This is a genomic window from Leclercia adecarboxylata (genome assembly GCF_006171285.1).
In the GTDB taxonomy this organism is placed as follows: Bacteria; Pseudomonadota; Gammaproteobacteria; order Enterobacterales; family Enterobacteriaceae; genus Enterobacter; species Enterobacter barmai.
In genome coordinates this window covers 1,068,337-1,089,955 of sequence record NZ_CP040889.1, presented here as the reverse complement: position 1 = coordinate 1,089,955, position 21,619 = coordinate 1,068,337, and the positions used below count along the sequence as shown (strand labels likewise).

The 21,619-nt window shown below is 57.8% G+C and carries 15 protein-coding genes and 1 pseudogene; 12 read left to right on the top strand and 4 right to left on the bottom strand.

All coding sequences use genetic code 11. The annotated features are described in order from the left end of the window. Positions 1–68: 68 nt before the first annotated feature. From FHN83_RS06910 to FHN83_RS28525, 4 genes and pseudogenes are all read right to left on the bottom strand, one after another. Complete coding sequence (locus FHN83_RS06910) at positions 69–1,109, bottom strand: NADP(H)-dependent aldo-keto reductase (RefSeq protein ID WP_039029895.1); 1,041 nt, start codon at positions 1,107–1,109, stop codon at positions 69–71. Positions 1,110–1,225: 116 nt separating this feature from the next. Further along, on the bottom strand, positions 1,226–1,444 hold the full coding sequence (locus FHN83_RS06905; RefSeq protein WP_039029896.1) for a YgdI/YgdR family lipoprotein: 219 nt from the start codon (positions 1,442–1,444) through the stop codon (positions 1,226–1,228). A gap of 129 nt (positions 1,445–1,573) precedes the next feature. After that, entirely contained in the window at positions 1,574–2,266 is a 693-nt protein-coding gene (mutH, locus tag FHN83_RS06900; RefSeq protein ID WP_139563542.1) for a DNA mismatch repair endonuclease MutH, read from the bottom strand. Positions 2,267–2,409: 143 nt separating this feature from the next. Further along, positions 2,410–2,508, bottom strand: a pseudogene (locus tag FHN83_RS28525) (hypothetical protein); the annotation flags it as partial. 443 nt (positions 2,509–2,951) lie between these two features. Here FHN83_RS28525 and rppH point away from each other — a divergent pair. The 12 genes from rppH to recD all read left to right on the top strand — a co-directional run bounded on the left by rppH (position 2,952) and on the right by recD (position 21,281). Beyond that, positions 2,952–3,482 carry an RNA pyrophosphohydrolase gene (rppH, locus tag FHN83_RS06895; protein ID WP_032613763.1) on the top strand — a complete coding sequence of 177 codons (531 nt, stop codon included), beginning with the start codon at positions 2,952–2,954 and terminating at the stop codon, positions 3,480–3,482. A gap of 12 nt (positions 3,483–3,494) precedes the next feature. Further along, on the top strand, positions 3,495–5,741 hold the full coding sequence (gene ptsP / locus FHN83_RS06890) for a phosphoenolpyruvate--protein phosphotransferase (RefSeq protein WP_039029898.1): 2,247 nt from the start codon (positions 3,495–3,497) through the stop codon (positions 5,739–5,741). A gap of 185 nt (positions 5,742–5,926) precedes the next feature. After that, positions 5,927–6,799, top strand: a complete 873-nt coding sequence (gene lgt / locus FHN83_RS06885) for a prolipoprotein diacylglyceryl transferase (protein ID WP_039029899.1) — start codon at positions 5,927–5,929, stop codon at positions 6,797–6,799. Positions 6,800–6,805: 6 nt separating this feature from the next. Then, the gene (gene thyA, locus FHN83_RS06880) at positions 6,806–7,600 is read left to right on the top strand and encodes a thymidylate synthase (RefSeq protein WP_138370528.1); all 795 of its coding nucleotides are present in this window, start codon (positions 6,806–6,808) and stop codon (positions 7,598–7,600) included. Positions 7,601–7,783: 183 nt separating this feature from the next. After that, positions 7,784–8,248: a prepilin peptidase-dependent protein gene (locus FHN83_RS06875; protein WP_039029901.1), complete on the top strand. Its 465-nt coding sequence runs from the start codon at positions 7,784–7,786 to the stop codon at positions 8,246–8,248. Then, positions 8,239–8,802, top strand: a complete 564-nt coding sequence (locus FHN83_RS06870) for a prepilin peptidase-dependent protein (RefSeq protein WP_139563541.1) — start codon at positions 8,239–8,241, stop codon at positions 8,800–8,802. Before FHN83_RS06875 ends, FHN83_RS06870 begins: the two co-directional genes overlap by 10 nt. Next, on the top strand, positions 8,799–9,203 hold the full coding sequence (locus FHN83_RS06865; RefSeq protein WP_039029903.1) for a DUF2509 family protein: 405 nt from the start codon (positions 8,799–8,801) through the stop codon (positions 9,201–9,203). Before FHN83_RS06870 ends, FHN83_RS06865 begins: the two co-directional genes overlap by 4 nt. After that, complete coding sequence (locus FHN83_RS06860; protein WP_138370531.1) at positions 9,188–9,511, top strand: prepilin-type N-terminal cleavage/methylation domain-containing protein; 324 nt, start codon at positions 9,188–9,190, stop codon at positions 9,509–9,511. The genes FHN83_RS06865 and FHN83_RS06860 overlap by 16 nt, the downstream gene beginning before the upstream one ends. A 12-nt stretch (positions 9,512–9,523) precedes the next feature. Continuing rightward, a complete protein-coding gene (recC, locus tag FHN83_RS06855) occupies positions 9,524–12,898 on the top strand; it encodes an exodeoxyribonuclease V subunit gamma (RefSeq protein ID WP_139563540.1) in 3,375 nt (1,124 codons plus the stop codon). A 141-nt stretch (positions 12,899–13,039) separates the two neighbouring features. After that, positions 13,040–15,922 carry a pitrilysin gene (ptrA, locus tag FHN83_RS06850; protein ID WP_139563539.1) on the top strand — a complete coding sequence of 961 codons (2,883 nt, stop codon included), beginning with the start codon at positions 13,040–13,042 and terminating at the stop codon, positions 15,920–15,922. Then, entirely contained in the window at positions 15,919–19,464 is a 3,546-nt protein-coding gene (recB, locus tag FHN83_RS06845) for an exodeoxyribonuclease V subunit beta (protein WP_139563538.1), read from the top strand. Before ptrA ends, recB begins: the two co-directional genes overlap by 4 nt. Continuing rightward, on the top strand, positions 19,461–21,281 hold the full coding sequence (gene recD / locus FHN83_RS06840; protein ID WP_139563537.1) for an exodeoxyribonuclease V subunit alpha: 1,821 nt from the start codon (positions 19,461–19,463) through the stop codon (positions 21,279–21,281). The genes recB and recD overlap by 4 nt, the downstream gene beginning before the upstream one ends. The last annotated feature ends 338 nt before the right edge of the window (positions 21,282–21,619 follow it).

The window sequence follows — 21,619 nt, the reverse complement described above, 5'->3', positions numbered from 1 at the left end:
GCGATTATGCGGCATCGGAGCGACTTGTCGGGTGGCGGCTACGCCTTACCCGACCTACGTCGCGTTTATCACGGTGCCGGGTAGGTATACACCTGATGCACCGCTTCAATCTCCGCTAACACCTCTTCGCTCAGCTCCAGATGGAAGCTTTCGACGTTGGTTTTCAGCTGCTCCATGGTGGTCGCGCCCAGCAGGGTGCTGGCAACAAACGGCTGACGGCGTACAAACGCCAGCGCCATCTGCGCCGGGTCCAGCCCGTGACGTTTCGCGATATCCACATAGGCCGCCACTGCTTTTTGCGTCTGCTCACCGCTGTAACGGGTAAAGCGGCTGAACAGGGTATTACGCGCGCCCGCTGGTTTTGCACCGTTCAGATATTTACCGGTCAGGGTGCCAAAGCCGAGGCAGGAGTACGCCAGCAGCTCAACGCCTTCATACTGGCTCACTTCCGCCAGACCCACCTCATAGCTGCGGTTCAGCAGGCTGTACGGGTTCTGAATGGTGACAATTCGCGGCAGATCGTGTTTGTCCGCCAGGTGCAGATAACGCATCACGCCAAACGCCGTTTCGTTAGAGACGCCGATGTAGCGGATTTTGCCCGCACGCTGGCACTCGGTTAAGGCTTCCAGGGTTTCCAGTAGGGTGACGACGGGGGCGCTGTCGCTCCAGCTGTAGCCCAGCTTGCCAAAGCAGTTTGTCGCGCGCTGCGGCCAGTGAACCTGATAGAGGTCGAGATAATCGGTCTGCAGACGCGTCAGGCTGGCGTCCAGCGCGGCGCGAATGTTTTTACGGTCGAGGATCTGATTCGGGCGAATGCCGCTGTCATTATTGCGGGACGGTCCGCTGACCTTGGAGGCCACCACCAGCTTTTCGCGGTTACCGCGTTTAGCCAGCCAGTTGCCGACGTAAGTTTCGGTTAATCCCTGGGTTTCCGGACGCGGTGGGACCGGGTACATCTCTGCCACGTCAATCAGGTTAATGCCCTGGCTGACGGCGTAATCGAGTTGTGCATGGGCATCGGCTTCGCTATTTTGTTCACCAAATGTCATCGTGCCCAACCCCAGTTGGCTTATCTCAAGAGCGCTATGGGGGATACGGTGATAATGCATAGCCGGCTTCCTTATTAGACATGTTAACTGCGTCAGGAAACTCCCGACAAAGGAATATAAACATGACAGAGAGGAAGCGAAAAATCAAAAGGCCAGCAAACTGCTGACCTTTCTTACTATCTTTCGATAATCTGGGAAACTTCGTCGCGGTTAATCTGCATATTGTTACCCTGCTGATCGCGGTAGCTGACCAGCCCGGTATCATCGTCGACTTCGGGTTTGCCGTCGGTCAGGATCATGCGACCATCTTTTGTCGCCATGACGTAATCGCTACTACAACCTGAAACGGCAAACGCTAAACCAACAGCCGAGATTATTACTGCCCATTTTTTCATCTTTATGACCTCCACCTGGCTCGTATCTCATCTTAGTGTAGTAATAACTCCGCAGAGGGTTTTCTGAAAGCGGTGAAATCTGAAAAAACAGGCAAATATGTGATAAACGGCAAGATTCCGTTTAAAAAGTTACGTATTCAGTAAAAAATGACGCGCCAGCAACGCCCCCGTGAAGTTCTTTTTCAAATAAAAACCCCGGGGTAACGTCAGGATCGGTTCGCCACGCGCGCCGATGGCTTCGGTGAGGGCTTTGCTGTTGGCGGCTTTTGGCCGTAGCTGAAGCACTTCGCCGTGGCGGGCGGTGATGCGTTCAACCTGGCCCAGCACGATCATGTCCATTAACTCTTCCCAGTCCAGACGCAGCTGACGATCTTCCTCTTCGTCCGGGCTCCAGATCAACGGCGCTCCGACGCGACGATTGGCCAGCGGGATCGCACGATCTCCCTCGACCGGGATCCACAGCACGCGCTTCAGCTTATGGCGCACGTGACTGCTCTCCCAGGTGATGCCCGTATTGCCGGTTAACGGTGCCACGCAGACAAACGTCGTCTCCAGCGGACGGCCCGCGCTGTCGACAGGAATGGTCTTCAGCTCAACACCCAGCGCGGCAAAATCCTGTTCAGGTTTACTGCCCGCGCTGGCCCCCAGCCATAGCTCCAGCAGCACGCCCGTCCATCCTTTATCACGCCTGAGATCGGGAGGAATGGGCAGGCCAGCCAGAGCGGCGAGTTCACCCAGCGAGTATCCCGCCAGGCGCTGCGCCTGTTGCAGCAACACCGCTTCGGATGCAGGGGGAGAAGTCAGGGGAGCCAGGGGGAGCATGGTTATTGCCTTTTGGTTAAAAAATGAACAGCAGTTTTCCACCGCACAGGGAGAGTTTATCTTTTTCTTTTTGCATGCGCCAGGTGAATGATTTATATGTATTTTTATTGCTTTTGTTCGCTATGCTGCTAAGTGGATATCCCGGTTGTCCAAAACTGGTCACTGACAATAAACAGGATCTTACACCCACTTATCCACAGAAAAATGGGATAACTGGGAATAACCCCTACTACTGTTTCCATTTACAGCCTTGACGTGGGACGAAAATCGAAAAATCAGACAAAATGTGCCTAACTTATTGGCACAATCTGTGGATAAAATCAACGTTGTTCGATCTTTCATCAGCTCCAGGATCTTTCTGGTGACCTGCATCACACTATGCTGTGTATTTCACACAATTCATAATTTAACTACATGAAATATAGAGAGTTGTAAAAATCGCTAATCTCTGCAATATTCAGAGTGATCTGGGTTGTCCATCGGTAATTCCACACTTCTTCACAACTCTATCCACAGAAAAAGTGAATAAAATTGCCCTTTTGAGCGGTCATCTGTTTATAACTCAGCTGATAATTGTGAGTTATTCAAATGTTATTAGGCTCCAGGCCACAAAGAGAGTGGTTTACCGCCTCTCTGGAGTGTGAAACAATCGTTTATATATAAGGTTTAGTTTTGGGGTAGTCCGGTGATTGATGACGATGGCTACCGCCCGAATGTAGGTATCGTAATTTGTAATCGCCAGGGTCAGGTTATGTGGGCCCGGCGATATGGTCAGCACTCCTGGCAATTTCCCCAAGGGGGGATTAACCCGGGAGAGTCCGCAGAGCAAGCGATGTATCGGGAGCTGTTCGAAGAAGTTGGCTTAAGCCGCAAGGATGTCCGCATTCTGGCTTCGACCCGCAACTGGTTGCGTTACAAGTTACCGAAGCGTTTGGTGCGTTGGGACACAAAGCCGGTATGTATCGGCCAGAAACAGAAATGGTTTCTTCTGCAATTGGTGAGCAGCGATGCGGATATCAATATGCAAACCAGCAGCACGCCGGAATTCGATGGCTGGCGCTGGGTCAGCTACTGGTATCCCGTTCGTCAGGTCGTGTCATTTAAGCGCGACGTTTACCGCAGGGTAATGAAAGAGTTCGCAAGTGCCGTAATGATGCTTCAGGAGGCCCCTCCTAAGCCGCAGAGCGCACCTGCCTGGCGACGTAAAAGAGGTTAAGCTACGCACATTATGCTCACCCGCCTGCGCGAAATAGTCGAGAAGGTGGCCAGTGCCCCACGGCTCAACGAGGCGCTGGATATTCTGGTCACGGATATCTGCCTTGCGATGGAAACCGAGGTATGTTCGGTCTATCTGGCCGACCACGACCGCAGGTGTTACTACCTTATGGCCACGCGCGGATTAAAAAAACCGCGTGGCCGTACCGTTGCGCTGGCGTTTGATGAAGGCGTTGTGGGTCTGGTCGGGCGTCTGGCTGAACCCATCAACCTTGCCGATGCACAAAAGCACCCCAGCTTTAAATATATCCCCTCGGTAAAAGAGGAGCGCTTCCGCGCCTTCCTCGGCGTGCCGATTATCCAGCGTCGTCAATTGCTGGGCGTGCTTGTGGTTCAGCAGCGTGAACTGCGTCAGTACGACGAAAGCGAAGAGTCCTTCCTCGTTACGCTGGCCACGCAAATGGCGGCGATCCTCTCCCAGTCTCAGCTTGCTGCACTCTTTGGTCAGTACCGGCAGACGCGCATTCGCGCCTTACCGGCCTCACCCGGTGTGGCGATCGCAGAAGGCTGGATGGACGCCACGCTGCCGCTGATGGAGCAGGTTTACGAAGCCTCGACGCTAGACACAGCCCTTGAACGCGAACGCCTGACCGGCGCGCTGGAAGAGGCCGCTAACGAGTTTCGCCGCTACAGCAAGCGCTTTGCTGCCGGCGCGCAAAAAGAGACGGCGGCGATCTTCGATCTCTACTCGCACTTGCTGTCCGATGCCCGACTGCGCCGGGAACTGTTTGACGAAGTCGACCGTGGCTCCGTGGCGGAGTGGGCGGTCAAAAAGATCATCGAAAAATTCGCCGAACAGTTTGCCGCCCTGACCGATGGCTATCTGAAAGAGCGTGCCGGGGATCTGCGTACTTTAGGTCAGCGCCTGCTGTTCCATCTCGATGACACCATTCAGGGGGCCAATACCTGGCCACCGCGCTTTGTGCTGGTGGCGGATGAGCTCTCTGCGACCACGCTCGCGGAATTGCCGCAGGACAGGCTAGCCGGGATCGTGGTCCGCGACGGTGCTGCCAACTCCCATGCCGCCATTATGGTGCGCGCGCTTGGGATCCCGACCGTTATGGGCGCTGATATTCAGCCCTCTGCGCTGCACCGGCGAACGCTGGTGGTTGACGGCTATCGCGGCGAGCTGCTGGTCGATCCTGAACCGGTCCTGCTGCAGGAATATCAAAAGCTTATCAGCGAAGAGAACGAGCTGAGCCGCCTGGCGGAAGATGACGTTAACCAGCCCGCCGCGCTAAAAAGCGGTGAGCGGATCAAGGTGATGCTCAATGCCGGGTTAAGTCCGGAACACGAAGAGAAGCTCGGCAGCCGCATCGATGGCATCGGTCTCTATCGCACGGAAATCCCGTTTATGTTGCAAAGCGGCTTCCCCTCTGAGGAGGAGCAGGTCGCGCAGTATCAGGGCATGTTGCAGATGTTCAACGACAAACCGGTCACGTTACGTACCCTGGACGTTGGCGCGGATAAACAGTTGCCCTATATGCCCATCAGCGAAGAGAACCCGTGCCTGGGCTGGCGTGGGATCCGCATCACCCTCGATCAGCCGGAGATCTTCCTGATCCAGGTGCGCGCCATGCTGCGTGCCAATGCGGCGACCGGCAACCTCAGTATCTTGCTGCCGATGGTCACCAGCATTGATGAGATCGATGAGGCTCGTCGTCTGATTGAACGTGCCGGGCGTGAAGTCGAAGAGATGATCGGCTACGAAATACCGAAACCGCGTATCGGCGTGATGCTGGAAGTTCCGTCGATGGTCTTTATGCTTCCGCAGCTGGCTGCTCGCGTCGACTTTATTTCGGTGGGCACCAACGACCTTACCCAGTACATGCTGGCGGTGGATCGCAACAACACCCGGGTGGCGAGCATTTACGACAGTCTGCATCCGGCGATGCTGCGTGCGCTGGCGATGATTGCCCGCGAGGCGGAAGCGAACGGTATCGACCTGCGTTTATGCGGTGAGATGGCTGGCGACTCCATGTGTGTGGCGATCCTGATTGGCCTCGGCTTCCGCCACCTCTCCATGAACGGTCGATCTGTGGCCCGCGTGAAGTATCTGCTGCGCCATATTGACTATGAGGAGGCCCAGCAGCTGGCGCAGCGCAGCCTTGAAGCACAGCTGGCGACGGAAGTGCGTCATCAGGTGGCGGCCTTTATGGAACGTCGCGGCATGGGCGGGCTGATCCGCGGCGGGCGTTAAGCCCCGGGTATCCCTCGACCTTCGGGCAGAGGGATACAACCCCCTATACACATCTTTTACATCTCCGGCGCAACCTCCACGCTCGCTTGTGCTATGATTCGCAACTTTGGAGCGCAGGGTATTCCTCTGCGCGCTTCGCTACCGCTGTCCACTTTCAGCGGAATAACAACATCTTGTGGTGACAGATGAACAGTGGCTATCTGCATTTTCCGGAGTTTGATCCGGTCATTTTCTCAGTAGGACCCGTTGCGCTTCACTGGTACGGACTGATGTATCTTGTCGGCTTTGTTTTTGCCATGTGGCTGGCTGGCCGTCGCGCCAAACGTCCTGGCAGCGGCTGGACCAAAGACGAAGTGGAAAACCTGCTGTATGCCGGTTTCCTTGGCGTTTTCCTTGGCGGTCGTATCGGCTACGTGCTGTTTTACAACTTCCCGGTCTTCCTGAACGATCCGCTTTACCTGTTCCGCGTCTGGGACGGCGGGATGTCCTTCCACGGTGGCCTGATTGGCGTCATCCTGGTGATGATCATCTTCGCGAAACGCACCAAACGCAGCTTCTTCCAGGTTGCTGACTTTATTGCGCCGCTGATCCCGTTTGGTCTGGGGGCAGGTCGTCTCGGTAACTTCATCAACGGTGAGCTGTGGGGCCGCGTCGATCCGAGCGTATCCTTTACCATGCTGTTCCCGCAGTCTCGTGCTGAAGATTTGGCGCTGCTGCCGTCGCACCCGGAATGGCAGTCGATTTTCGATACCTACGGCGTCCTGCCGCGCCATATGTCGCAGCTGTATGAAATGGCGCTGGAAGGTGTCGTGCTGTTTATCATTCTGAACCTGTTTATCCGTAAACCGCGTCCGACGGGCTCTGTGTCTGGCCTGTTCCTGATTGGGTATGGCGCGTTCCGCATCATCGTTGAATTCTTCCGCCAGCCGGATGCGCAGTTTACCGGTGCGTGGGTGCAGTACATCAGCATGGGGCAGATCCTCTCTGTACCGATGATCGTCGCGGGTATTGCAATGATGGTCTGGGCGTATCGTCGTCCACAGCAACAGGTCTCCTGAGGAATCATGAAACAGTATCTTGAACTGATGCAAAAAGTGCTCGATGAGGGCACACCAAAAAACGATCGTACCGGCACCGGTACCCTTTCCATTTTTGGGCACCAGATGCGCTTCAACCTGCAGGAAGGTTTTCCGCTGGTCACAACCAAGCGCTGCCACTTACGCTCAATTATTCATGAGCTGCTCTGGTTCCTGCAGGGCGATACCAATGTCGCTTATTTGCGTGAGAACAACGTCTCTATCTGGGACGAATGGGCGGACGAAAATGGCGACCTGGGCCCGGTATACGGCAAGCAATGGCGCGCCTGGCCAACGCCGGATGGCCGCCACATCGACCAGATCACCACCGTGATGAACCAGCTGAAAAACGATCCAGACTCGCGCCGTATTATTGTGTCGGCCTGGAACGTGGGCGAACTGGATAAAATGGCCCTGGCCCCGTGCCACGCGTTTTTCCAGTTCTACGTAGCGGATGGCAAGCTCTCCTGCCAGCTCTATCAACGCTCCTGCGACGTCTTCCTCGGCCTGCCGTTCAACATCGCCAGCTACGCGTTACTGGTGCATATGATGGCTCAGCAGTGTGACCTCGAAGTGGGGGATTTTGTCTGGACCGGCGGGGATACCCACCTGTACAGCAACCATATGGAGCAGACCCATCTGCAACTGACCCGCGAGCCGCGTGCGTTGCCGAAGCTGGTTATCAAACGTAAACCGGACTCCATTTTCGACTATCGCTTTGAAGATTTCGAAATCGAAGGTTACGACCCGCATCCGGGGATCAAAGCCCCTGTAGCCATCTGATGCTGCAATCCTGACATAACCGGCGCCCTCTGCGCCGGTTTTTTTATGCCTGCTTACGCGTTTTGCGAGCCTGTTTCCGCAAGAAATGCAACGCGCTGCAACCCCTAAAAAAGCGCGGAAAGCGCCTCGTAAATCGCCTAACTGCCTCTCGAATTGCTGATCTCCTCACGGCACACTGCTGCCATGAAAAAGGAAAAGGGGTTCACCCTCATGGAAATGCTGATCGCCCTCTCGCTCATCATGACGCTGAGCGCGGCAGGGCTGTACGGCTGGCGGAGCTGGCAGCGGCAACAGCAGCTATGGCAGACGGCGCGCCAGGTGCGGGATTATCTGGTGGTGCTACGCAATGATGCCTGGCGCAATAACCGTGACCATGTCGTCACCCTGAAACTGGACGGAAAACGGTGGTGCCTGTTAAAGACGGATATGGCTGAGTGTCGGGCAGACAGCGCCTTTGTGCTTATTCCGCAGTGGGGAAATATCAGCATCACCGAGTTAACGCCTGCGCTGGGGTTTTATGGTTTACGGGATACCGCCTGGGCCGGACGAGTAAGACTGCAAAGCCAGGCCGGTGAGTGGCTGATCGTCATCTCCTCGTGGGGGCGTATCCGCATGTGCAACGGCAAGGGAGAGTTCGCGTGTCGCTGAAGCAGCAGGGATTTTCTTTGACGGAATTGCTGATAGCCATGGCGATAAGCAGCGTGCTGCTGTTGAGCGCCGCGCGGTTTTTGCCCGCGCTACAGCAGTCTGTCACTGTGCTGACGAAACAGCAGGAGCTTGAAGAGGAGCTCTGGCTACGCGTAAGCAGCATCGGTAAGCATCTGCAGCGCGCCGGATATTGTGCAGGCGAGTGCGTTGGTGAGGCGCTGAAAATTGGGCAGGGTGGAGAATGTGTCATTGTGCAGTGGGACGAAAACAGCAACGGCCGCTGGGAAACAACTCCCGCGGCCGCGGCAGAACAGACCGGTTTTCGCCTGAGCGGCGGCGCGCTGGAAACATTGCGCGGCGCGACGCACTGCGAAGGGAAGGGGTGGGAGAGGATGACCGATCCCGACAGGATCAGAGTGCTGCGTTTTCAGGTGCAACGTATGACACGGGCGGGCTTTGCGCCGGAGCTGAGTCTGACGCTGGCGGCTTCCGTTAAGGGGAAGCGCGATGGCGGCGTTGAGGCGCACCACATCGTGACCGGATTTAATTTGTGAGCCGTGAGCGGGGAATGTCGTCGCTGGCGCTGGTGCTCCTGCTGTTAATTCTGGGCAGCCTGATGCTGGCCGGGCTTAATCAGCAGCTTGATTCACTGGCGCGTATCGTTAGTACAGAGCGCCAGGCGACAGAGCATCAGGCGATAGCTCAGTCCGCGCTGGAGTGGGGGAGAACGCTCGACTGGCAAACGCAGGGGGACTACGCATGCCAGCAGCATCCGCAACAGCCGTGGCGGGTCTGTTTGCGCCTGATAGAAACACGCGCGCTGCTTATCGCCAGCAGCGACAGCATCACGCTGTGGCGGCAGGGCGAGGTAACGGCAGACGGCGTACGTTTTTCGCCGCACGGCTGGAGCGATTTTTGTCCCATAAAGGAGAGGGCGTTATGTCAGCAACCGTAGCCAGACAGAAGGGGTTCAGCATGGTGGAAGTCCTGCTGGCGATGATGCTGATGGTCTTGGTCGTCACCGCGCTGGCGGGTTACCATCGTGTTTTAGCCAGTCGGTTTGTCACCCTTGAGCAGTATCGCCAGCTCTGGCGTTATGTTCACGCACAGTCACAGCTGAGCGCCGGGGATGTTCCCGCCGGCTGGCAGGTAAACAGGATGCAGACAACACAGGCTGGATGTGTCAGCATCTCGGTCAAACTTATTTCTCCTCTGGGTCGGCAGGGTCAAATGACGCGCCTGCACTGCCCGGTTAGCCAGTAGTTGGGAGCAGCGATGTTAAGGGTCTACCACTCAAACCGTCTTGATGTGCTGGAAGCACTGATGGAGTTTATTGTCGAACAGCAGCGGCTCGACGATCCCTTTGAACCGGAGATGATCCTGGTTCAGAGCACCGGTATGGCGCAGTGGTTACAGATGTCCCTTTCGCAAAAGTTTGGTATCGCCGCCAACATTGATTTCCCGCTGCCGGCCAGCTTTATCTGGGATATGTTTGTCCGCGTGCTGCCGGAGATCCCAAAACAGAGCGCATTCAACAAGCAGAGCATGAGCTGGAAGCTGATGTCGCTGCTGCCTGAGATGTTGACCCATGACGAGTTCGTCATGCTGCGCCACTACCTGAACGACGATACCGATAAACGAAAACTGTTCCAGCTGGCATCAAGGACGGCGGATCTGTATGACCAGTATCTGGTCTACCGGCCGGAGTGGTTAACGCGCTGGGAAGCGGGCGAGCTTGTCGACGGCCTCGACCAGGCGCAAATCTGGCAGGCACCGTTGTGGAAAGCGCTGGTTGAGCATACTGAACAGCTGGGCCAGCCGCAGTGGCACCGTGCGAATCTCTATGATCGCTTTATCGCGACCCTGGAATCCGCCTCTGAGACGCCCGCCGGGTTGCCGTCCCGGGTCTTTATCTGCGGCATATCAGCCCTGCCGCCGATCTACCTGAAAGCGCTGAATGCGCTGGGCAGGCACATCGACATCCATATTCTGTTTACCAATCCCTGTCGCCATTACTGGGGGGATATTCAGGATGCCCGCTGGCTGGCCCGTATGGTGACCCGCCAGCGTCGCCGCCTGTTTGACGAGGGCACGGTGCCGCTCTTTAAGGACAGCGAGACGGCGTCTGAGCTCTTTGACGAACAGGGTATACAGAACTTACCGAACCCGCTGCTGGCCTCCTGGGGCAAGCTGGGGCGCGACTATATCTACATGCTCTCGGAGATGACCGCCTCCGGCGAGGGGGATGTCGACGCCTTTGCGGATGTCAGTCCGGACAGCATTCTGCACAACGTCCAGCGGGACATCCTGGAGCTGGATAACCGCGCGGTTACAGGGATCACCGCCAAAGAGTTTTCCCGTAGCGACAGCAAGCGCCTGCTCGATCCTGACGATCGCAGCGTGACCGTTCACCTGTGCCATAGCCCGCAGCGTGAGGTGGAAGTACTGCACGATAAACTGCTGGCGATGCTGGAAGACGATCCTGACCTGACGCCGCGCGATATCGTGGTGATGGTGGCGGATATCGACAGCTACAGCCCCTATATTCAGGCCGTATTTGGTAGTGCCACGGGCGATCGCTATCTGCCGTTTACGATTTCAGACCGTCGTGCTCGCCAGTCTCACCCGGCGCTGCAGGCGTTTGTCAGCCTGCTTTCCCTGCCGGATAGCCGCTTCGTTCCGGAAGATGTACTGGCTCTGCTGGATGTTCCGGTGCTGGCAGCCCGTTTTGATATCGATGAGGACGCACTGCGCTACCTGCGCCAGTGGGTCAACGAATCGGGCGTGCGCTGGGGGATGGACGATGACAACGTGCAGGAGTTTGAGCTGCCTGTCACCGGTCAGCACACCTGGCAGTTTGGTCTTACGCGTATGCTGCTCGGCTACGCCATGGAGAGCAGTCAGGGAGAGTGGAATGCCGTTCTGCCTTATGACGAATCCAGCGGCTTAATCGCCGAACTGGTCGGGCACCTGGCTTCGCTCCTGATGCAGCTTAATCGCTGGCGTCGGGAGTTGATGAAGGCCCGTCCGCTTGACGAGTGGATGCCGGTGTGCCGGGAGATGCTCAATGATTTCTTCCTGCCGGACCAGGAAACCGAAGCGGCAATGGCGTTAATCGAGCAGCAGTGGCAGGCCATTATCGACGAGGGTATCTCCTCGCATTATGGCGAAGCGATACCCCTGTCGCTGTTGCGGGATGAACTCACCCAGCGTCTCGATCAGGAACGTATCAGCCAGCGTTTTCTCGCCGGGCCGGTGAATATCTGCACCCTGATGCCGATGCGTTCCATTCCGTTTAAGGTTGTCTGCCTGCTGGGCATGAACGACGGTATTTACCCGCGCGCGCTGGCGCCGCTGGGCTTTGATTTAATGAGTCAGAATGCGCAGCGCGGCGACCGCAGTCGTCGCGATGATGACCGCTATCTGTTCCTTGAGGCGCTGATCTCCGCGCAACAGCAGCTCTATATCAGCTATATCGGCCGCTCGATTCAGGATAACAGCGAGCGTTTCCCCTCCGTGCTGGTGCAGGAACTGGTGGACTACATCGGCCAAAGCCACTATCTGCCGGGCGATGAAGAGCTCAACTGTGACGAAAGCGAAAAGCGCGTAAAAGCGCATATCACCTGCTGCCACAGCCGTATGCCGTTTGATGCCGTTAACTACGAGGACAACGAGCAGCAGAGCTACGCCCGGGAATGGCTGCCCGCCGCGAAGAGAGAAGGGGTTGCCCATGGCGACTTTATCCAGACCCTGAAGCCGTTAGCGATCGATACTGTCCCCTTCGAGCAGCTTCAGCGCTTCTGGGCCCACCCGGTGCGGGCCTTTTTCCAGATGCGGTTGCAGGTGAACTTCCGCTCCGAGGAGAGCGAGATCCCGGATGCCGAGCCGTTTACGCTGGATGGCTTAAGCCGTTATCAGCTTAACCAGCAGCTGCTGAATGCGCTGGTGGAGCAGGAGGATGCGCAGAAGCTGTTCCGGCACTATCGCGCTGCGGGACAACTGCCGTATGGTGCCTTCGGTGAGATCGTCTGGGACGCCCAGTGTCAGGAGATGCAGGCGCTGGCAGGCCGGGTGATTGAGTGCCGTCAGCCTGGTACGAGCATGGAGATCGATCTCAATTGCAACGGTATCAATCTGACGGGGTGGCTGCAGCATGTGCAGCCTGACGGGCTGCTGCGCTGGCGGCCGTCGATGCTCAGCGTTTCACAAGGTTTGCAACTTTGGCTGGAACACCTTGTCTACTGTGCGAGCGGTGGCGAAGGTGAGAGCCGGTTGTTTGTACGTAAAGACGGCGAATGGCGCTTCCCGGCGCTTCCCGCTGAACAGGCAATGAACTATCTGTCGCAGCTGGTTGAGGGTTATCTGCAGGGGATGAATAAGCCTCTGCTGCTGCTGCCAGAAAGTGGGGGGGCGTGGATTAAAACCTGTTACGACGCCACAAATGATGCCATGTTAACGGATGACGCAACCCTGCAAAAAGCGCGCAGTAAATTTTTGCAGGCCTACGAAGGCAACATGATGGTCAGTGGCGAGGGTGACGACGTCTGGTATCAACGCTTATGGCGAACCCTTGAACCTGAGTACTTTGAGGCGATTACCGACGAGGCCCGACGCTACCTGTTGCCGCTGTATAAATTTAATCAGTCCTGACATTTGTATAAAAATTGCACAGGGATGGGCATTCATTTATGATGCGCATCTTGTCATGGACTGATGTACCAAAACAAAGAGATGCTGGCTTGTCCGGCACGAAGCTTGTTAATGATGATGTCCGTGATGAAGAGGTAGTGAATGCCAGGCAGCACCTTGTTGAAATCGTTGGTTTTGTTCGTCGCTCTTTGGGCCCCCCTCAGTCAGGCAAATACCGGTTGGCAACCCGTTCAGGAAACGATCCGCAAAAGTGATAAAGACACCCGTGACTATCAGGCGATCCGCCTCGATAACGGGATGGTCGTGCTGCTGGTTTCCGACCCTCAGGCCGTAAAGTCACTGTCGGCGCTGGTGGTGCCGGTGGGCTCGCTGGAAGATCCGGAATCCCATCCGGGACTGGCGCACTATCTTGAGCACATGACCCTGATGGGCTCAAAGAAGTATCCGCAGCCTGACAGCCTGGCCGAATTTTTAAAAATGCACGGTGGCAGCCATAACGCCAGCACCGCGCCCTACCGGACGGCTTTTTATCTGGAAGTCGAAAACGATGCGCTGGAAGGTGCAGTCGATCGTCTTGCGGACGCCATTGCCGCGCCGCTGCTGGATAAAAAATATGCCGATCGTGAGCGCAACGCCGTTAACTCGGAGCTGACGCTGGCGCGTACCCGGGACGGTATGCGTATGGCGCAGGTCAGCGCCGAAACCATCAACCCTGCGCACCCCGGCTCTCGCTTTTCCGGCGGTAACCTTGAGACGCTGAGCGATAAACCGGGTAGCCCGGTGCTCGACGCACTGCACGCATTCCGCGACAAATACTACTCCGCTAACCTGATGAAGGCCGTGGTGTACAGCAATAAGCCGCTGCCGGAACTGGCGCAGCTGGCGGCCCAGACCTATGGCCGCGTGCCGAATAAAAATATTACCCGCCCGGAAACTACCGTTCCGGTGGTCACCGACGCCCAGAAAGGGTTAATCATTCACTATGTTCCCGCGATGCCGCGTAAGGTGCTGCGCGTTGAATTCCGTATTGATAACAATACGGCGCAGTTTCGCAGCAAAACCGACGAACTGGTTAACTATCTGATTGGCAACCGTAGCCCGGACACGCTCTCCGACTGGCTGCAAAAGCAGGGTCTGGTGGAAGGCATCCGCGCGGACTCCGATCCTGTCGTCAACGGTAACAGCGGTGTGCTGGCGATCTCTGCCACCTTAACCGATAAAGGGCTGGCCCATCGCGACGACGTTGTCGCCGCGATTTTCAGCTACCTCTCGCTGCTGCGTGATAAAGGCGTTGATAAACGCTACTTCGACGAACTGGCGCACGTGCTGGACCTCGACTTCCGTTATCCTTCCATCACCCGCGATATGGACTACGTCGAATGGCTGGCGGACACCATGATCCGCGTGCCGGTTGAGCATACGCTGGATGCGGTCAACATCGCCGATAAATACGATGCTGAGGCCGTTAAAGCCCGCCTGGCGATGATGACGCCGCAGAACGCCCGTATCTGGTATATCAGCCCGAACGAGCCGCATAACAAAACGGCCTACTTTGTGAATGCCGAGTACCAGGTGGACAAAATCAGCGAGCAAACTTTCGCCGACTGGCAGAAGAGAGCCGCTGGCATCGCCCTCAAGCTGCCGGAGGTGAACCCCTATATCCCGGATGATTTCACCCTGATCAAGCCCACAAAAGAGTATCCAAAACCGCAGCTGATTGTGGATGAACCTGACCTGCGCGTGGTCTATACCCCCAGCCGCTATTTCGCCAGCGAGCCTAAAGCTAACGTCAGCATGGTGCTGCGTAACCCTGCGGCGATGGACACTGCTAAAAATCAGGTGATGTTCGCGCTGAATGACTATCTGGCGGGTATCGCGCTGGATCAGCTCAGCAACCAGGCCGCGGTAGGCGGGATCGGTTTCTCAACCAACGCCAACAATGGCCTGATGCTGAACGCTAACGGTTATACCCAGCGTCTGCCGCAGCTGTTCAAGGCGTTGCTGGAAGGCTATTTCAGCTACACCGCCACCGGGGAGCAGCTTGAGCAGGCGAAATCCTGGTATGCGCAGATGATGGACTCTGCCGAAAAAGGCAAAGCCTTCGATCAGGCCATCATGCCGGTGCAGATGCTCTCCCAGGTTCCCTATTTCCAGCGCGAAGAGCGCCGGGCGCTGCTGCCGTCCATCACCCTCGACGAGGTGATGGCCTATCGTGCCGCGCTGAAAACCAACGCCCGCCCGGAGTTCCTGGTCGTGGGCAACATGAGCGAAGATCAGGCGAAAACCCTGGCGCAGGACGTGCGTACACAGCTGGGTGCGAAGGGGACTGAATGGTGTCGTAACCAGGACGTGCTGGTCGAAAAACAGCAGAACGTGATATTCGACAAAGCAGGCAGCAGCACGGATTCCGCGCTGGCAGCGGTCTTTGTCCCGACCGGCTATGACGAATACGCCAGCTCGGCGTACAGCGCCATGCTCGGACAAATCGTGCAGCCCTGGTTCTACACCCAGTTACGTACCGAAGAGCAGCTGGGCTATGCCGTCTTTGCCTTCTCGATGAACGTTGGCCGCCAGTGGGGGATGGGCTTCCTGTTGCAAAGCAGTGATAAACAGCCGGATTATCTCTGGCAGCGTTTCCAGGCCTTCTTCCCGCAGGCGGAAGCGAAGCTGCGCGCTATGAAGCCAGAAGAGTTTGCCCAGATCCAGCAGGCGGTCATTACCCAGATGATGCAGCCGCCGCAGACGCTGGCTGAAGAAGCGTCAAAGATCAGCAAAGATTTTGATCGGGGTAATATGCGCTTCGATTCGCGTGATAAAGTAGTGGCCGAGATAAAACAGCTCACGCCACAGAAAGTGGCCGACTTCTTCCACCAGGCGGTGGTTGCCCCGCAGGGGATGGCTATCCTGTCACAGGTTTCCGGTAGCCAGAGTAAAAAAGCCGACGTCACCCCGCCTGCAGGCTGGACGGTATGGAAGAGCGTGAGCGCATTGCAGCAATCTTTGCCCAGGAGTAAGAACGAATGACCGATACCGCTGAGTCCCTTAACCCCTTAGGTTTACCGTTACAGGGGGAGCGACTGATAGAGGCCTCAGCGGGAACCGGAAAAACTTTCACCATCGCGGCACTCTATCTGCGACTGCTGCTCGGACTGGGCGGCAGCGCAGCCTTCAGCCGCCCGCTCAGCGTGGAAGAGCTGCTGGTGGTGACCTTCACCGAAGCCGCGACGGAAGAGCTGCGCGGCCGTATCCGCTCCAATATTCATGAACTGCGCATCGCCTGCCTGAGACAAAGCACGGATAACCCGCTGTACGCCAGTCTGCTGGAAGAGATTAATGATAAACAGCAGGCGGCCCAGTGGCTGCTGCTGGCGGAACGGCAGATGGATGAGGCCGCGGTGTTCACTATCCACGGCTTCTGCCAGCGTATGCTCAGCCTGAACGCCTTTGAATCCGGCATGCTCTTTGAGCAACAGCTGATCGAAGATGAATCCCAGCTGCGCTACCAGGCGTGCGCCGACTTCTGGCGTCGCCACTGTTATCCCTTGCCACGCGACATTGCCGAAGCGGTACACGGATTGTGGAAAGGCCCGGAGGAGCTGCTGCGGGCCATCGATCGCTATCTGCAGGGGGAAGCCCCGGTCATTAAATCGGCTCCGCCTGCGGACGAAACGCTGGCGTCCCGCCATGAGAAAATCGTCGGCTTAATTGCCACCATGAAACAGCAGTGGTCTGACAGCGTGGCGGAAATCGACGCGGTGATTGAGCGATCCGGCATCGACCGTCGCAAGTTTAACCGCGGCAATCAGGCAAAGTATATCGAGCGCATCACCGCCTGGGCTCAGGAAGAGAAGCACAGCTATCAGCTGCCCGACGCGCTGGAAAAATTCTCCCAGTCGTTCCTTGCTGAGCGCACGAAAGCGGGCGGCGAGGTGCCTGAACACCCGCTGTTTGTCGCCATCGACACTCTGCTGGCAGAGCCGCTGACACTTAACGATCTAATGATTACCCGCGCGCTGGCAGAGATCCGCGAAACGGTAGCGCGCGAAAAACGCCGTCGCGGCGAACTCGGTTTTGACGATATGCTCAGCCGTCTCGATGAAGCCCTGAACAGCGACAATGGCGAGGCGCTGGCCGCCGCTATCCGGGGGCGTTTCCCGGTGGCGATGATCGATGAATTTCAGGATACCGATCCCCAGCAGTACCGCATTTTCCGCCGCATCTGGCGTCAGCAGCCGGATACTGCACTGCTGCTGATTGGCGACCCGAAACAGGCGATTTACGCGTTCCGTGGGGCGGATATCTTCACCTATATGAAAGCGCGTGGCGAAGTGGCCGCGCACTACACGCTGGACACCAACTGGCGCTCGGCGCCCGGCATGGTCGACAGTGTGAATACGCTCTTCTCACAGATGAACGACGCCTTCATGTTCCGGGAAATCCCTTTTTTACCGGTCAAATCCGCCCCGAGGAACGCCACGCTGCGTTTCGAGTATAAGGGCGACTTCCAGCCAGCGATGAGCATCTGGCTGATGGAGGGCGAGGGGTGCGGCGTCGGGGATTACCAGACCTTTATGGCCCAGCACTGCGCAGCACAAATCCGCGACTGGCTTAGCGCCGGGGTGCGCGGCGAAGCGATCCTGCACCGGGGCGATGACGCCCAGCCGGTTAAGGCGTCGGACATTACGGTGCTGGTGCGCAGCCGCCAGGAGGCGGCGCTGATCCGCGATGCGCTGACCCTGCTGAGCATTCCTTCGGTCTATCTCTCAAACCGCGACAGCGTGTTTGAAACGCTGGAAGCCCAGGAGATGCTCTGGCTGCTGCAGGCGGTGCTGGCACCAGAGCGTGAAAGCACTCTGCGCAGCGCGCTGGCAAGCGCCATGCTCGGTCTTAACGCCCAGGATATCGATACGCTGAATAACAGCGAGGTCCTCTGGGATGAGGCGGTAGAGGAGTTTACCCGCTACCGTGAACGCTGGCAGAAGCGGGGCGTCATGGCGATGCTGCGCGACATCATGACCCAGCGCAACATCGCTGAAAATATGCTGGCAACCGCCGGAGGCGAACGCCGCCTGACCGATATTCTGCACATCAGTGAACTGCTTCAGGAGGCGGGCGCACAGCTTGAAAGCGAGTACGCCCTGGTGCGCTGGCTGGCGCAGCACATCGCTGAGCCAAACAGCAATGCTTCAAGCCAGCAAATGCGTCTCGAAAGTGACAAGCACCTGGTCAAAATCGTCACTATTCACAAATCGAAAGGGCTGGAGTATCCCCTGGTCTGGTTGCCTTTTATTGCCAATTACCGGGTGCAGGATCAGGCCTTTTATCACGATCGTAAAACCTTTGAAGCGGTGCTCGACCTCAGCAAGGCCGACGACAGCGTGGAGCTGGCCGAGGCCGAGCGGCTGGCGGAAGATCTGCGTCTGCTGTATGTGGCGTTAACCCGTTCGGTGTGGCACTGCAGCTTAGGCGTGGCGCCGCTGTTCCGCCGTCGGGGTGAAAAATCCGGCGACAGCGATTTTCACCTGAGCGCGCTCGGGCGTCTGATCCAGCGCGGCGAGCCGAAAGACGCCGCCGGTCTGCGCCAGTGCCTGGAGGCGCTCTGCAACGACCACATCGCGCTGCAGCTTGCGGGTGTGGCAGACACCGCACGCTGGCACATGCCGGAGCCGGTAACGCCGGATCTGCAGGCGCGGCAGGTGGCCCGCTCGCTGTTCGACGACTGGCGGGTTACCAGCTACTCCGGGTTACAGCAGAACGGGCACAGTATCGCCCAGGATCTGATGCCGCGCCTCGACGTTGATGCCTCGGGCACCGGCGATGTGCCGCAGCAGCCTGAGCTGACCCCGCACCAGTTCCCGCGCGGGGCCTCGCCGGGGACCTTTTTACACAGCCTGTTTGAAGCGCTCGATTTTACGCAGCCCGTCTCCCCGGAGTGGGTGCTGGAGATGCTGCAAAAAGGGGGCTATGACGCCCACTGGGAGCCGGTGTTGACCCGCTGGATCGCCCAGGTGCTTGAGACACCGCTCAATGAGGAGGGCATCTCGCTGAGCAAGCTAAAGGCTGCTGATAAACAGGTTGAGATGGAGTTTTATCTGCCCGTGGCCGGACCGCTCACCGCCGATGCGCTGGATGCCCTGATCCGCGAGTACGATCCCCTGTCGCAGGGCTGCCCACCGCTTGATTTTCGTCAGGTGCGCGGCATGCTGAAAGGCTTTATCGACCTGGTGTTCCGCCACAATGGCCGCTACTACCTGCTGGACTATAAATCCAACTGGCTGGGGGAAAACAGCGAAGCGTACACCCCGCAGGCCATGGCCAGGGCGATGCAGTCCCATCGCTACGATCTGCAGTACCAGCTCTACACCCTGGCGCTGCACCGTTATTTACGTCACCGCATTGCCGACTATGACTATCAACAGCACTTCGGTGGGGTGATCTACCTGTTTTTACGTGGGGTGGATGGCAGCTCGCCGGGTGCCGGTTGCTTTGCCACCCGCCCGGATGAAGCGTTAATTGATCAAATGGATAGCCTGTTTTCAGCCAGTAACGAGGAGCTAACACAATGACGATGCAGGAACACTTGCTGGAGGCCGTAGAGCAGCGTGTGCTGCGTCGTCTGGATGTGCAGTTCGCGATGATGGTGGCCGGAAACGACGAGCCGGCGGTAATGCTGGCGGCGGCAGTTTTAAGCCGTGATACGGGAGAAGGGCACGTTTGCCTGCCGCTGTCGCGACTGCGGGCCGAGGCGAAAAGCGCCGCGTTACAGCCCTGCTTTGCCCTGTTTGATGAAGAACTGGACTGGGAAACCACGCTCCTGCGCTCCCGCGCGGTGAGTACCGGGGATGAACCTACACCGCTGGTGCTGACCGGCGAGCGGCTCTATCTCAACCGGATGTGGCGCTACGAGCGGGCGGTGGCCAGCTTCTTTAGCGAAGCCAACCAGCCTTTGCCTCATGACAGCGCCGATGTTCAGCGTACCCTGAACGCGCTGTTCACCTCTGATGAAGCCGTCAACTGGCAAAAGGTGGCCGCGGCGGTCGCGTTAACGCGGCGCATCTCGGTGATTTCCGGCGGGCCGGGTACGGGTAAAACCACCACCGTTGCCCGCCTGCTGGCGGTGTTGATCCAGATGGCGGGGGAGCAGAAATGCCGTATTCGCCTGGCGGCACCGACTGGTAAAGCCGCCGCGCGCCTGACCGAATCTCTGGGCGGTGCCCTGCAAAAACTCCCCCTGACCGACGCTCAGCGTACGCGATTCCCGACGGAAGCGAGCACGCTGCACCGTCTGCTCGGCGCGCAGCCGGGCAGCCAGCGCCTGCGCTACCATGCCGGAAATCCGCTGCATCTGGATGTGCTGGTGGTGGATGAAGCCTCGATGATCGACCTGACGATGATGTCCCGCCTGATCGACGCCCTGCCGCCTCATGCCCGGGTGATCTTCCTGGGCGATCGCGATCAGCTGGCCTCCGTCGAAGCGGGCGCGGTGCTGGGAGACATCTGTACCTGGGCCAGCGCCGGATTTACCGTCCAGCGCGCGCGGGAGCTTGCCAGCATGACGGGATGCGAGATGGAGGGCAACGTCAGCCCGGTGGCGGGTGCGCTGCGCGACAGCCTGTGCCTGCTGCAAAAAAGCTACCGTTTCGGCAGTGATTCAGGCATCGGACAGCTGGCGGCGGCGGTCAACCGCGGCGATCGTCACGCTATCCGCTCGGTATTTGACGGCAAATTCAGTGATATCGAGAAAAAACAGCTTCAGAGCGGGGAAGAGTATCTGGTGATGCTCGAAGATGCCCTGCAGGGGTATCAACACTTTCTGGACAGCGTGCAGCAGCAGGCCTCCGAAGCAGACATTCTGGCTGCATTTGGTGGCTTCCAGCTGCTGTGTGCCTTGCGGGATGGGCCATTTGGCGTTGCCGGCCTTAACGAAAGGCTGGAGCAGGTGCTGGCGCAAAAACGGCGGATTGGTCGCCAGCCGCATTCGCGCTGGTATGAGGGAAGGCCGGTGATGATCTCACGCAACGACAGCGCGCTGGGGCTGTTCAACGGCGATATTGGCATTGCGCTGGATCGCGGCCAGGGGCTGCGCGTCTGGTTCCAGATGCCCGATGGCAGCGTGAAATCGGTCCAGCCCAGCCGCCTGCCGGAACATGAAACCGCCTGGGCTATGACGGTGCATAAATCCCAGGGCTCTGAGTTCGATCATGCGGCGCTGATTTTACCTAACCAGATCTCCCCGGTCGTCACCCGCGAGCTGGTCTATACCGCCATTACCCGCGCCCGTCGGCGGCTGTCGCTGTATGCAGATGAAGGCGTGCTGACCCAGGCCGTCACCACCCGTACAGAGCGGCGCAGCGGCCTGAGTGCGATTTTTGAGACCCTGTGATTATTCCTTCTCCCAATGGGTTGAAGAATCCCCAGTAATTTTCGTATGTTTGATGCGATGAAATAATTTCAGGATAATAAATGACTTAAAGCGACTGCCTCGTTCGGCTGAAAATCGGCGAAGCGTTGACCGCAGGCCGGGGCGAGGCGCAGGGACGCGCCGAGAGGGTATAGCCTGCATGGATGCAGGCTGGTACCCGACCCAAAAGCCTGCGGGAATAAGCTGAGTGCACCGCGAAGCGGCGATTTTCTTTGCCGGGAGCCGGGATTGCTAAGGGGGCGGCGGCGAGCCCACTTAGCACGTTCACGGGTGACGGAGCTGACAGAGAAGCACAAAAG

Coding starts and splice junctions, on each gene's coding strand:
- FHN83_RS06910 (WP_039029895.1), bottom strand. CDS start 1,109: ATGCATTATCACCGTATCCCCCATAGCGCTCTTGAGATAAGCCAACTG.
- FHN83_RS06905 (WP_039029896.1), bottom strand. CDS start 1,444: ATGAAAAAATGGGCAGTAATAATCTCGGCTGTTGGTTTAGCGTTTGCC.
- mutH (WP_139563542.1), bottom strand. CDS start 2,266: ATGCTCCCCCTGGCTCCCCTGACTTCTCCCCCTGCATCCGAAGCGGTG.
- ptsP (WP_039029898.1), top strand. CDS start 3,495: ATGCTCACCCGCCTGCGCGAAATAGTCGAGAAGGTGGCCAGTGCCCCA.
- lgt (WP_039029899.1), top strand. CDS start 5,927: ATGAACAGTGGCTATCTGCATTTTCCGGAGTTTGATCCGGTCATTTTC.
- thyA (WP_138370528.1), top strand. CDS start 6,806: ATGAAACAGTATCTTGAACTGATGCAAAAAGTGCTCGATGAGGGCACA.
- FHN83_RS06875 (WP_039029901.1), top strand. CDS start 7,784: ATGAAAAAGGAAAAGGGGTTCACCCTCATGGAAATGCTGATCGCCCTC.
- FHN83_RS06860 (WP_138370531.1), top strand. CDS start 9,188: ATGTCAGCAACCGTAGCCAGACAGAAGGGGTTCAGCATGGTGGAAGTC.
- recC (WP_139563540.1), top strand. CDS start 9,524: ATGTTAAGGGTCTACCACTCAAACCGTCTTGATGTGCTGGAAGCACTG.
- ptrA (WP_139563539.1), top strand. CDS start 13,040: ATGCCAGGCAGCACCTTGTTGAAATCGTTGGTTTTGTTCGTCGCTCTT.
- recB (WP_139563538.1), top strand. CDS start 15,919: ATGACCGATACCGCTGAGTCCCTTAACCCCTTAGGTTTACCGTTACAG.
- recD (WP_139563537.1), top strand. CDS start 19,461: ATGACGATGCAGGAACACTTGCTGGAGGCCGTAGAGCAGCGTGTGCTG.